A 13,372-nucleotide genomic window follows, 5' to 3' on the forward strand; every position below is an offset into this window, starting at 1 on the left:
CAGCGCACCGTCAGCCACGCAGGAGGCAGCGCCGAATGGGCAAGGACAAGGATTCCGAAACGGCTCTCGATGCAGCCGACGATGCGACGCTGCAGGCCGCACTGGCGCGGCTGGCCGACTGGCAATTCGACGGCGCTGACAATCCGTCAGGCGCCGCGAAGCCGTTCGATCTGGGCCGCTTCGATCCGGACCAGCGGCCGTTCAGCTGTGGCGACAAGTCGCATGACAAGGACGTTGTTGCCGCGCTGGCGCTCGACATCGATGCGCTGCAGAACAAGTTCTACGCCGATCGCCGCTTCAAGCTGCTGATCGTGCTGCAGGGTACCGATACCAGCGGCAAGGACGGCACGGTGCGCGGCGTGTTTTCGCAGACCAGCCCGCTCGGTGTGCAGACGATCGGCTGGAAGGCGCCAAGCGACCGCGAGCGCGCCCACGACTATTTATGGCGCATCCACCAGCGTGTGCCGGGCGACGGCGAGGTGATGGTATTCAACCGCAGCCATTACGAGGACGTGCTGGTGCCGCGCGTCGAAGGCTGGGTCACCGTCGAGCAGACCCGCCAGCGTTATGCCCACATCAGGGATTTCGAGCGGATGCTGACTGAAACCGGCACCGTGATCTGCAAGTTCCTGCTGCACATCTCGAAGGAGGAGCAGCGCGATCGGCTGCAGGCGCGCCTCGACAATCCGGCCAAGCACTGGAAATTCGAGCTCGGCGACCTGAATGCACGCAAGAAATGGGATGCCTACCAGCACGCCTACAGCGATGCGATCGCCGCGACCGGCACCTCGTGGGCACCGTGGACCATCGTCCCCGCGGATTCGAAGACGCACCGCAACCTGATGGTCGCGAGCGTGATCCGGCAGCGGCTGAGCGCGCTCGGCCTGCGTTTCCCGCCCGGCGACCCGGCGCTCGAGCACATCAAGGTCGAGTAGACAAAACAGCCCGGCGCGTGCCGGGCTGCAAACGCTAGCGTCAGTATTTGTAGCCGAAGCCGACGGTCAGCAGCGTGTCGGTATTTTTCAGCCCCGGATCGACCTTGCTGGCATAACGCACGGCAACGCCGGTATTGAGTGTCCATGCGCCGGCGATCGAGGTCGACAGGCCGGCATCGAAATTGGCCCGGTTGCCGATTTCCGAGGTGCCGGGATAGTAGACCAGCCGTTGCCTGAAGCTGGTCGACTCGCTGATCCTGTGCGACGACTCCTCGCCGATCAACAGTTCGGCGCCGCTGCGTGTGCGGCCGGTGACGAAATCGGTGCTGGTATAGCCAATACCGCCGAAGACATCGAAGCTCGTCGTGTCGTTGCGGATGATGCGGTAGCCGGCGCCGCCATTGATGTTGTAGCGCGAATCGATGCCGCCCGGCTCGTTGGTCTCGACCTCGCCGCCGCCGAACACGAAAACCCGCTGGGTCAGGTTGTAGTCGTAGCGGCCGTCGAGGCGGAACAGGCGGGCGGTGGTTGTCTTGACGCCGTTGCGGGTCTCGCTGCTGCCGTAGTTCGCCAGGCCGCGCAGCGTCACCTTGTCGATATCGGTGGCCCGCGTCGCATCGGCATTGACCGTCAGCGCGGTCGACTTGGTATTGCCGGAGGCGGCCGATCCGCCGATGCTGACGCCGCCATGCCATTGGCCGTCGAGTTTGTCCTGCGCCTGCACGGCCGCAGCGGTCGACAACGCAGCGATCGTGATCAGCGCCGGGCGCAGCACCCGTCTTGCGGCATTGGTCTTGTTCATCTGCTCGTTCTCCTTGTGTTGAATTGGTTGGGATTCGCCAGGCGCACGCTGCGGTCCGCCCGGCGGGGTCGGATTTGCGACCACCGAGGGACCGCCGAACGGCGGCGAGGTTCCGCACATCCGTCAGATCGGTCGGAAATCGCTTGCCGTACCCGAATGGGCGCTGCGCCGACCGGCGGCAGCGGTGCCGCGTCCGGCCGGCGACGGCTCAGCGCGAGGCCGATCCCGGTGCGAGCAGCAGATCGATGCGGCGTTGCAGCCGCGCCGCGCCAGTCCCGTCCTGCGCCGCCTCGGCGGCCTTGTGCTGCAGCATCAGCCAGGCCAGCAGCGGTCGCCGCCAACCTTGTGCCGATGCGGTGTCGACCGCAATCTTTGCAATCGCCGGGTCTGCAGCGCCGCGGCGCAGCATGACGCCGGCGGCCACCAGCCGCGACAGCGGATCCGCGATCGCGCCGACCGCCGCCGGGCTGGCGTTGCCAGCGGCAATCGGCTGGTGATGCGCCGGCAACAGCCCGGCATCGGCCGGCGAGTTGCTTGCCGACAGATAACGCGCATAGGCCTGCAGATCGGCGCCGGCGTCGACCGCAAGCGGTGCAAATGCCGGGCATTCGTTGAATTCGAGGCTCGCCACCTGAACCGCACAGGCCGTCAGTTCGCCGCGAGCGACCAGCGCCGGATCGCCGGTGCGCGCCAGTTCGGAGCGGGCACGCGCGAACTCCTGCGCGGCGACTCGGCTGTCGCCTTCCAGGTAGGCCGAGGTCGCGCGATCCAGGCTGCCGCTGGCACTGGCCTGCCAGTCGGGCGCGGGCGGGCCGCTGGCACAGCCGGCGAGCAGCGCGACCAGTGTGCTCGCCAGCAGCATCTGGCAACGTGTCGTGGCGCGTCGTCTCATGGCAGCTCGATCTTGGTCTCGCGCTTGAACGGCCATTTGCGATTGACCTCGTCGACCAGCCGCTCGACCTTGCGCAGACTGGCCTCGACCTCGCCGCGCAGCTTGCCGAGGTCGGCGGTGGCCTCGCGCGTCTGGCCGGCAACCGCCTGCGCATCGACCAGGATGGCATCGACCTTTTTCAGATTGGCGCGGGCATCGCCGAGCAGGGCATTGAGCTGTGCGACCGTCGCACGCGCATCGCTGACCAGCCCGTCGCGGCCGAACACCTGGCTGTCGGCATTCGCGGCCATTGCATCGAGGCGACCAGTCAGCTGGTCGGCCTTTTGCGTCAGGCCGTCGATGCGCAACATCAGCCGGTTCGCGTTATCGAGGGTGGTTGCGATCTGCCGCGCGCCCTTTTCGTCGCCGAACAGCACGCCGAGCGCGCCTTGCGGGCCGTTCAAGCGGGCCGTTGTTGCCTGCAGTTGCTCGAGTGTCTGGCCCAGCGCCGAGTCGGCGCGCGTCAATGCCGTCAGGTTGGCGACCAGATCACGAATGCTCGCCATCAGCCGCTGTACCTCGGCCATCGCATCGCCGGCAAGCAATTTGCGTTCGGCGCCATCCTCGAGCGGCGGGTCGGTCAGGATGCCGCTGTAGGCGCGCAGCTTCGGCGCACCGACCAGCCCGCTTTCCATCGTGAATACGCTCGAGGTGCGCAGCCAGCGTGCATCGTCGACCGGCACCTCGACGACGATGCGTGCATTGCCCTGCTCGGACAACTCGATCTTGTCGACCCGGCCGATCGGAAAACCGGCGAAGGTCAGGTCCATGCCGACCACCACGCCCTGCGCGTTGTCGGCAATCAGCACCAGCGTCTGCGTGCGCTCGAAAAAACCGCGGGCATACAGCACATAGGCGGCAACCCCGCCAATCAGCAGCAACACCAGCAGGAACATCAACCTCGCCTTCAGGTCGAGGTTCGCCACCGGCGGGGCATCGTCTTCAAAGCGGTCGGTGGCCATCGCTCAATAGTAGCTGCCGACCAGCGCGGCAATCTCGATCAGCAGCATCACCGTCAGCAGCCGTGCCAGCCTGACCAGTTCGGCATGGGCGCGGCTGCCGCCCTGGGCCACATCGAGCGCGGTCGTGACCATCGGGATCAGCGCGACCGCCAGGCTCATGAAAAATGTCTTCATCAGCAGGATCAGGATCGTCAGCGGATCGAGCACCTGGCCGACGCCTCGCGTGAACCCCTCCAGCCCCCAGGTCGCAAAGCCGTACAGCGACAGATAGGTCAGCAGCAGCACGACCACGCCGCTGACGACCGTCAGCGAGACGACCGCAAACTGGCCGGCGATCACCTTCGGCAACACGATGTCGCGGGTCGGATCGCGGCCGGCGCGCAGCATCTCCTTGAAGCGGCCTTCGGCCCGCAGCATCCGGATCATCTCGCCTTCGGCCAGGCTGTAGCGAACCGCGACATACAGCGCGGCCGACAGCGGGATCAGCTCGAGCACCAGCGTACGCACCAGCACGTCCAGCGCATATTGCGTCAGGCCGTAGGTCAGCGCGGTCGTCAGCACGATGCGGATCACGACCAGCCCGAAAATGGCCGTCAGCAAGGCAAAGCCGGGCAGCATCGGCCAGGTTGCGAGGTAGACGTTGTGCAGGATCAGCCGGCGCTGGCAGCGGCGGTAAGTGGACGGGCTGGCGGCGAGCACCAGCACCCGGGCGCCAAACCGCAGCACATACCACCAGCCCAGCAGCCACCTGCCAAGCGTCAGGCCGGCGACGTCGAATCGTTTCGGAACCGGCTGACGGCGAGCGGGCGGCGAGGTCGACATCCGAGATGCGGCTGCGGTAAGAAAGGGCGGAGTGCGATTCCCGCAGTGTATGGCGCGGCGGCCGCGGCGGCACCACCGAACCGGTTGCGACTGGGCTGCGGCAAGCGCCGCAGCCGTCGAGATCAGACCTGCTTCAACTGGCCGCCTTCGACGCGCACCCGCGCGCCGACATCGAGGCCGTTCAATTCGCTGCGCTCGATGCTGCGGGTTCCGCCTTCATCGAGCCGGATGTGGATGCGGTAGCCGACCGGCCGCGCCTTGCTGGAGGTGTCAGACGACGCCTTGATCGGCTCGATCGAGCTGATTTCGCCATAACTCGGCCGCGACTCGTTCGAGCGCTCGCGCAACGGGTCGATGCGCGGCCATACCGTCGCATTGTCTGCCGCCGCCGCACTCGGCACGATCGCCAGCAGGATCGGCTCGGCGATGTCCTGATTGCAGGCAGTCAATACGCCGGCCGCGAGGATCGCTGCAACGCCGACAGCCAGCGTGCCGCCCCGACGCTGTTGCCGCGCCACCGGCGGGCTGGGGGGTTTGTGAGTTGTTGATTTGGTCATCGAGCACCTTTCCGAGGGGCATCTTGGCCCATGACGCCATCGTGCCGCCGCCGGCCGGCGGGGTCTGCCGGTCGCCAGGAAAGGACTGCGTCGTCCGCTGCCGGCGCCGGTTGTAGGAAGCATCCGCTCCTGGCCGGACCGGGGGCGCTGGTCAGGGCGGCAGCCAGCGCGCCAGTTCGTCGCGCAGCTGGGCCAGCGTGATCGGCTTGGTCAGATAACCCTGCATCCCGGCCGCCAGGCAGTTGGCACGGTCCTGCGGCGTGGCGTGGGCGGTCAGCGCGACGATCGGAAAAGGCGGCAGCTCGCCGGCGCGTTGCATGCCGGACAGGCGGCGGGCTGCCTCCAGCCCGTCGACGACCGGCATCTGCAGGTCCATCAGCAGCAGGCGGGGCGCCTGCTCGATGCAGGCGGCAACCGCCTCCGCGCCGTCGACCGCCAGCCGCGGGCTCATGCCGAGCGCGCCGAGCATCTCGGTGATGATCAGCTGATTGACCGGATTGTCCTCGGCGATCAGGATGTCGGCGCCTGCGCCCACCGGCTGCGGCAGGTCGGCGAAGCCGCTGTCGGCGCCGCCGGCGCGACGGCGGCCATGCCTGACCGTCAGTTCGAGCAAGGCACCGGGTGTCAGCGGCATGAACACCAGCGGCATGTCGTTGACGCGCGCCGCCGCCTCGATCTGCGGCTGGTTCCAGTCCGGCCGCACCAGCAGCACGACCGGTACCTTCGGCAATGCGGCGCGCACCGCATACAGCGAGTCTGCGGAGTCGAGTGCGGCTTCGGCCAGCACGACGAGGTCCGGCCGCTCGGCGGCTGCCAGCGGCCGGCAGGCGCGCTCGAGGGTCTCGCCCATGTTGCCGATGCTGCAGTGCCAGCCAAGCCGGTGCAGGCGTTTTGCAAGCCATTCGGCCGGCGTCGGCAGCGTATAAACCAGCCAGGCGAGGCCGGGGTCAGGCAACTGGTCGAGCGGCTGCATGCCGGCCTGCATGCGCATCGGCAGGTCGAGGCTGAAACAGGTGCCGCTGCCGGGCACCGTCGATACCGATAACTCGCCGCCGATCGACCGGGCCAGGCCACGCGCAATCGACAGGCCGAGGCCGCTGCCGCCGTGCCGGCGGGCCAGGCTCTCATCGCCTTGCACGAAGGGCTGGAAGATCCGCGCCGCGACTTCGGCGGTCATTCCGGGGCCGGTATCGCGCACCTCGATGCGCGCAACGCAGTTTTCCTGGTCGGTCGGGTGAACCTCGGCCTGCAATGCGACATGGCCGCTGTCGGTGTACTTGATCGCATTGCTGAGCAGGTTGCCGACGATCTGCCGCAGTGCAAGCGCATCGCCGACGACACGGGTCACCGGTCCGACATAGTCGTACATCATGCCGAGCCGCTTTTCCCTGGATTGCGGCAGCAGCAGGCGCATCGCATTGGCGAGCACCTCGGCGAGGTCGAAGGGCTCGCTGCGCGATGGCGTTGCGCCGGCATTCAGGCGCGAGAAATCGAGCACGCCGTTCAGCATGTCGAGCAGGCTGGAGCCCGACTGCAGCGCAAGTTTCAGGTAGCGGCGCTGCTGTTCGCCGGAGGCCTCGCGCAATGCCAGCTCGGTCAGGCCGAGCAGGCCGTTCAGCGGCGTGCGGATCTCGTGGCTCATGTGCGCGAGAAAGGTCGACTTGGCCTCGTTCGCGCGTTCCGCCTGTTCGCGCTGGCGGCGCGCTTCGGCGAGCGCCGCCTCGAGCCGCTCGGTGCGCTCCTCGACCATCTGCTGCAGGCGCTGGCGGTGCTCGATCAAGCCGCGTTCGGCCTGCTTTTCCGCATCGACATCGATGACCATGCCGATCACCCGCTCGGCGCTGCCATCCGCGCCGGCCCAGACCCTGCCCTGGATGCGCGCCCAGCGCCAGCCGCCATCGGCGCGCTTGTAGCGCACATCGGCATGCAGCGGGCCGATCGATTCGATCGCCGCCCGATAGATGCGGCCGAACTCGCCACGATCCTGCGGGTGGATCAGGCCGAAGATCCCGCGCGCGTCGGTCGCCGGCGCCAGCCCCAGCATCTGCCTGAAATGGTCGGAAAACCAGACTTCGCCGGTGACCAGGTTGCGCTCCCAGTAACCGCCTTCGGCGCCGAGCAGCAGGCGATGGGCGCGGCGCAACTCGTCGATGCCGGCGGCCGCAACGCGGGCATCGAGGTCGTCGCGGCGGCTGCCGTCAGGAGGGTCGATGGGTTCGCCGGCCATCGTCAGGGCAGCGGCCGCGCAGCGGCTTCAGCCACGACCGGTGAATCAGAGACGGGCGAGCGAGGGGGGAGCGGGCCGACGACGGTGATTTCGATCTCCGCGAGTTCGCATCAAGCATAGCGCGAAAGGCCCGTGGCGACGGCGGGCAAGCGGCGGTCCCTAGAATCGCGAGCCTTCTGCGAAGGAAACCGCCTCCATGAGTTCCGGCCTGATCCGCATCCGCGGCGCCCGTCAGCACAACCTGAAGAACCTCGATCTCGATATCCGCACCGGCGAGATGACGGTGATCACCGGGCCGAGCGGGTCGGGCAAGTCGAGCCTGGTTTTCGACACGCTGTATGCCGAAGGCCAGCGGCGTTATGTCGAGACCTTCAGCGCCTATGCGCGGCAGTTTCTCGACCGCATGGACCGGCCGGCGGTCGATCGGGTCGATGGCGTGCCGCCGGCGATCGCGATCGACCAGACCAATCCGGTGCGTACCAGCCGCAGCACGGTCGGCACGATGACCGAACTGAACGACCACCTGAAGCTGCTGTTCGCCCGCGGTGCCGACCTGTTCGACCGCAAGACCGCGCAGCCGGTGCGCCACGATTCGCCGGAAACGATCTACGACGAATTGCTGGCGCGCAGTGCCGCCGCCGGCGACCCGCGACTGGTGCTGACCTTCCCGGTCGAACTGCCGGCCAGCGTGACCGGTGAGGAAGTCGAGCAGTGGCTGGCCGCCAGCGGCTATACGCGGGTGCAGGCCGAGCGCATCGTCGAATCGCCGACCGGACCACGCAAGGTGCTCGACGTCGTCGCCGACCGCTTCCGGCTGCAGGGGGCCGAAAAAATCCGCGTGATCGAGGCGATCGAGACCGCGCTGCGGCGTGGCAGCGGTCGACTCAATGTGACGGTGCTGGCCGCCGACGCCGATCAGGCGCCGGAAATCTGGCGCTTCTCGACCGGGCTGCACTGCCCGGACAGCGACATCCGTTATGCCGACCCGCAGCCATCGCTGTTCAGCTTCAATTCGGCGATGGGCGCCTGCGAGATCTGCCGCGGTTTCGGCCGGGTGATCGGTGTCGACTACGGGCTGGTGATCCCCGATCCCCGCAAGACGCTGCGCGCCGGCGTGATCAAGCCGATCCAGACGCCGGCGTGGAAGGAATGCCAGGACGACCTGCTGAAATATGCCGGCGAGGCCGGCATCCCGCGCGACACACCGTGGCAGCAGCTGACGCAGGCGCAGCACGACTGGGTGATCAACGGCTCGCCGCACTGGAACGGCAACTGGAACAAGCAGTGGTACGGCATCAAGCGCTTCTTCGAATACCTCGAATCGAAGGCCTACAAGATGCACATCCGCGTGCTGCTGTCGAAATACCGCAGCTACACGACCTGCCCGGCCTGCCAGGGCGCGCGGCTGAAAACGGAAGCGCTGTTGTGGCGACTCGGCAGCAAGCGCGATGCCGATGCGGTGCTGCCGCCCGGCCAGCGCGCGATGCCGGCTGGGGTCGACTGGCGCCGCGAGCAGCTGGAGGCGCTGCCCGGGCTGAGCGTGCACGACCTGATGCTGATGCCGATCGTCACGCTGCGTGCCTTCGTCGACCGTCTGGCCAGCGGCGCCCTGCCGGCGTCCGCCGCCGGCAGTGGTGCTGCCGAAGGTGCCTCGGTCGATGCAGCGCTGCAGCTGCTGGTCGGCGAGATCCGCACCCGGCTGCGTTACCTGTGTGACGTCGGCCTGGGCTACCTGACGCTGGACCGGCAGAGCCGCACCTTGAGTGGCGGCGAGGTGCAGCGGATCAACCTGACGACCGCACTCGGCACCTCGCTGGTCAATACGATGTTCGTGCTCGACGAGCCGAGCATCGGCCTGCATCCGCGCGACATGGACCGCATCGTCGAGGCGATCCACCGCTTGCGCGATGCCGGCAACACGCTGGTCGTCGTCGAGCACGATCCGGCGGTGATGTTGGCCGCCGACCGGCTGATCGACATGGGGCCGGGGCCCGGCGAACGCGGTGGCCAGATCGTCTTCGACGGCACGCCGGAGCAGATCCGCAAGGCCGATACGCTGACCGGCGCCTACCTCGGCGCACGCAAGCAGGTCGGCATGGGCATCAAGCGGCTGGTCGGCCCGGCGACGCCGAAGCTGATCCTCGAAGGCGCCAGCGAACACAACCTGAAACACATCACGGTCGAATTTCCGCTGCTGCACCTGGTGACGGTGACCGGTGTCTCCGGCTCCGGCAAGAGCACGCTGATCCAGGATGTGCTGTATCCGGCGCTGGCGCGCCATTTCGGCAAGCCGACGGAGACGCCGGGCGCGCACGAGCAGCTGCTCGGCGCCGACTGGCTCAGCGATGCGGTGTTCGTCGACCAGTCGCCGATCGGCAAGACCGCGCGCTCGAACCCGGCCAGTTATGTCGGTGCCTTCGACGAGATCCGCAAGCTGTTTGCCGAGGCGCCGCTGGCGCGCGAGCGCAACTATGGCGCCGGCATGTTCAGCTTCAACGCCGGCGACGGCCGTTGCCCGACCTGCGGCGGATCCGGCTTCGAACATGTCGAGATGCAGTTTCTCAGCGACGTCTACCTGCGTTGCCCCGATTGCGACGGCCGCCGCTACCGTGCCGAACTGCTCGAGGTGAAGATCGAGCGCCGGCTGCCGGCAGATCTGAACCGCGAGCTGAGCATCGCCGACGTGCTCGAGCTGACCGTCAGCGAGGCGGTGCAGCTGTTTGCGCAGGACCGCGAGGTGATCCGCACGCTGCAGCCGATCGTCGATGTCGGCCTCGACTATGTGCGACTCGGCCAGCCGGTGCCGACGCTGAGCGGCGGCGAGGCGCAACGCCTGAAGCTGGCCGGTTTTCTCGCCGAGGCGGCGCAGAGCCGCACCGCGAGCCGCCAGCCGGTCGCGAAGAAGGGGCGGCTGTTCCTGTTCGACGAGCCGACCACCGGCCTGCACTTCGACGACATCGCGAAGCTGATGCGCGCTTTCCGCAAACTGCTTGAAGGCGGCCATTCGATCGTCGTGATCGAACACAACCTCGACGTGATCCGCGCCAGCGACTGGTTGATCGATCTCGGCCCGGAGGGCGGCGACGGCGGCGGTGAGGTCGTCTGCGTCGGCCCGCCGGAGGAGGTCAAGCGCCATCCGCGCTCGCACACCGGCCGTGCGCTGGCCGATTACGACGTCGCGATGGGGTTCGGCGTCGGGCGGGTGGCGGAGAAGGGCGCTGAGCGCTACACCGCTGGCGCAATAAAGGAACTCCCTCTCCCGCTGGCGGGAGAGGGTTGGGGGCGGAGCGGGGATTTCGAGCGGCATGCCGCGAGCCCGCGCAGCGATTCCGGCCTGCCAGCCGGAATGCGCACCGCAGGTGAGGGTGGCTCCTCGCCAGCCGATGCCTCGCGCTCACCCCTCACCCCCACCCTCTCCCCGGCGGGGAGAGGGGGTTCGGATGAAACGATCCGCATCGTCAATGCCCGCGAACACAACCTGAAGTCGCTGAATGTCGCGATTCCGCGCGGCAAGTTCAGCGTCATCACCGGTGTTTCGGGATCCGGCAAAAGCACGCTGGCCTTCGACATCCTGTTCAACGAAGGGCAGCGCCGCTACCTCGAAAGCCTGAATGCCTATGCACGCAGCATCGTGCAGCCGGCCGGGCGGCCAGAGGTCGATGCGGTCTACGGCATCCCGCCGACGGTCGCGATCGAGCAGCGGCTGTCGCGCGGCGGGCGCAAGAGCACGGTCGCGACGGTCACCGAGATCTGGCACTTCCTGCGCCTGCTCTACGTCAAGCTCGGCCTGCAGCATTGCCCGAAGGACGGCGCCGAGGTGCGGCCGCAATCGGTCGGCAGCATCGCCGCGCAGTTGATGCGCGATTACCGCGGCCAGCATGTTGGCCTGCTGGCGCCACTGGTGATCAACCGCAAGGGGCTCTATATCGATCTCGCGAAGTGGGCGAAGGCGCGCGGGCACAGCCATTTGCGGGTCGACGGCGAATTCATCGCCACCGATCGCTGGCCGCGGCTCGACCGCTTCAAGGAACATACGCTCGAACTGCCGGTCGGCGATCTGGTCGTCGATGCGGCCAACGAGGGGGCGTTGCGCGACCTGCTCGAACGCACATTGGTACTCGGCAAGGGCGTGATGCACCTGCTGGCGCCGCTCGACGGGCTCGACAGTGCGATGGCCGAAGAGCGCACCACTGCCGCGCTCGGCAGCGTCAAGGTGTTCTCGATCAAGCGCGCCTGCCCGACCTGCGGCACCAGTTATCCGGAACTCGATCCGCGGATGTTCAGCTACAACAGCAAACACGGCTGGTGCAGCACCTGCGTCGGCACCGGGCTGGCGCTGACGCGCGAGCAGCGCAAGGTCTACGACGACTCGGTGCGCGACGACGACAACAAGGGCCGCGAGCAGAGTTTTCCGTCCGACGAAGCCGAGGCCGAGGGCGTCGTCGACGAACCGTGCACGGATTGCCATGGCACGCGGCTGAACGAGGTCTCGCGCAGCGTCACCTTCGAGGGCCATTCGATCGCCTGGGTGGCGCAGTGGTCGGTCAACGAGGCGCGCAAATGGGTTGCGGCGCTGCAGCTGGCCGGGCGCGATGCGGAGATCGCGCGCGATGTCGTCAGCGAGATCAAGGCGCGGCTCGAATTTCTCGAGGAGGTCGGGCTCGGTTATCTGACGCTCGATCGTGCGGCGCCGACGCTGTCCGGCGGCGAGGCGCAGCGCATTCGCCTCGCGGCGCAACTCGGCAGCAACCTGCAGGGCGTCTGTTATGTGCTCGACGAACCGACGATCGGCCTGCATCCGCGCGACAACCAGGTGCTGCTCGATGCGCTGCAGACGCTCAGCGACAAGGGCAATACGCTGGTCGTCGTCGAGCACGACGAGGATACGATCCGCCGCGCCGATCACTTGATCGACATCGGCCCCGGCGCCGGAAAAAGAGGCGGCCGGCTGGTTGCCGAAGGCTCGGCGACCGAGCTGTCGGCAAACCCCGAGTCGCAGACCGGCCGGATGCTGGCGCATCCGATGCGGCATCCGCAGCAGCCGCGGCGGCCGGTCGAATTCTGGAGCGCCGGGCAAAGCGAGGGCGTCTCGCGCAAGAGCCTGCGCGTCGAAGGCGCAAACCTGCACAACCTGCAGGACGTCAGCGTCGACATTCCGCTGCAGCGGCTGGTTGCGATCACCGGCGTCAGCGGATCCGGTAAATCGACACTGGCGCGCGATGTGCTGCTGGCGAATCTGCTGTTCATCAACAGCAAGGGCGGCAAGCCGAACTGGCAGGGCTGCGAGCAGATCGACGGCTGGGGCTTCATCGACCGCGTGCTCGAAGTCGACCAGACGCCGATCGGCAAGACGCCGCGCTCCTGTCCGGCCACCTACATCGGCTTCTGGGATGCGATCCGCAAGCTGTTCTCGGAGACGCTGGAGGCGCGGGCGCGCGGATATGCGCCGAACCGCTTCAGCTTCAATACCGGCGAGGGGCGTTGCCCGGGCTGCGAAGGGCAGGGCATGAAGACGATCGAGATGAGTTTTCTGCCCGACGTGAAGATCCCCTGCGACATCTGCCACGGCCAGCGTTTCAACCCGGAGACACTGGCGGTCAGCTGGCGCGGAAAAAGCATCGGCGACGTGCTGCAGATGGAGGTCGACGAGGCGGCGGACTTCTTCGCCAGCATGCCGGCGATCGCCCACCCGCTGCGGCTGCTGAAGGATGTCGGCCTCGGTTATCTGACGCTTGGCCAGCCATCACCGACGCTGAGTGGTGGTGAAGCACAGCGGATCAAGCTGGTCACCGAACTGAGCAAGGTGCGCGACGATGTCGGCAAACGCGGCAACAAGGCGCCGCACACCTTGTACGTGCTCGACGAACCGACGGTCGGGCTGCACATGGCCGACGTCTCGAAACTGATCGCGGTGCTGCACCGGCTGGTCAGCGGCGGCCACAGCGTCGTCGTGATCGAGCACGACCTGGATGTGGTTGCCGAGGCCGACTGGGTGATCGACCTCGGGCCGGAAGGCGGTGGCGGCGGCGGGACGATCGTCGCGGCCGGTGACCCGGAGGCGCTGGTTGCGAGTCCGGCCAGCCATACCGGCGCGGCATTGCGACCGGTGCTGGCGCGGGGCGGGTGATGGCTTTGT

8 protein-coding genes are annotated in these 13,372 nt (G+C 67.5%); 2 read left to right on the forward strand and 6 right to left on the reverse strand.

Going from position 1 to position 13,372, the window contains the following annotated elements:
- Positions 1-35 precede the first annotated feature (35 nt).
- On the forward strand, positions 36-935 hold the full coding sequence (locus ACNH6H_RS14445; RefSeq protein WP_418318606.1) for a PPK2 family polyphosphate kinase: 900 nt from the start codon (positions 36-38) through the stop codon (positions 933-935).
- 40 nt (positions 936-975) lie between these two features.
- On the opposite strand, the gene ACNH6H_RS14450 is transcribed toward ACNH6H_RS14445, so the two are convergent.
- The 6 genes from ACNH6H_RS14450 to ACNH6H_RS14475 form a co-directional block, all read right to left on the reverse strand.
- Complete coding sequence (locus ACNH6H_RS14450; protein WP_418318607.1) at positions 976-1,737, reverse strand: DUF481 domain-containing protein; 762 nt, start codon at positions 1,735-1,737, stop codon at positions 976-978.
- A 208-nt stretch (positions 1,738-1,945) separates the two neighbouring features.
- Positions 1,946-2,629 carry a hypothetical protein gene (locus ACNH6H_RS14455; RefSeq protein ID WP_418318608.1) on the reverse strand — a complete coding sequence of 228 codons (684 nt, stop codon included), beginning with the start codon at positions 2,627-2,629 and terminating at the stop codon, positions 1,946-1,948.
- Positions 2,626-3,630 (reverse strand): MlaD family protein, encoded by a 1,005-nt coding sequence (locus ACNH6H_RS14460; RefSeq protein ID WP_418318610.1) that lies wholly within the window; start codon positions 3,628-3,630, stop codon positions 2,626-2,628. Before ACNH6H_RS14460 ends, ACNH6H_RS14455 begins: the two co-directional genes overlap by 4 nt.
- Before the next feature lie 3 nt (positions 3,631-3,633).
- The gene (locus ACNH6H_RS14465; protein WP_418318611.1) at positions 3,634-4,452 is read right to left on the reverse strand and encodes an MlaE family ABC transporter permease; all 819 of its coding nucleotides are present in this window, start codon (positions 4,450-4,452) and stop codon (positions 3,634-3,636) included.
- Positions 4,453-4,574: 122 nt separating this feature from the next.
- The gene (locus ACNH6H_RS14470; protein ID WP_418318613.1) at positions 4,575-5,009 is read right to left on the reverse strand and encodes a hypothetical protein; all 435 of its coding nucleotides are present in this window, start codon (positions 5,007-5,009) and stop codon (positions 4,575-4,577) included.
- A gap of 151 nt (positions 5,010-5,160) precedes the next feature.
- A complete protein-coding gene (locus ACNH6H_RS14475) occupies positions 5,161-7,236 on the reverse strand; it encodes an ATP-binding protein (protein ID WP_418318615.1) in 2,076 nt (691 codons plus the stop codon).
- A 196-nt stretch (positions 7,237-7,432) separates the two neighbouring features.
- Between ACNH6H_RS14475 and uvrA the strand changes: the two genes are divergently transcribed.
- Positions 7,433-13,363 (forward strand): excinuclease ABC subunit UvrA, encoded by a 5,931-nt coding sequence (gene uvrA, locus ACNH6H_RS14480; RefSeq protein ID WP_418318616.1) that lies wholly within the window; start codon positions 7,433-7,435, stop codon positions 13,361-13,363.
- Positions 13,364-13,372: the final 9 nt, after the last annotated feature.

It is taken from the genome of Pseudideonella sakaiensis (genome assembly GCF_048320135.1).
Lineage (GTDB): Bacteria > Pseudomonadota > Gammaproteobacteria > Burkholderiales > Burkholderiaceae_C > Ideonella_A > Ideonella_A sakaiensis_A.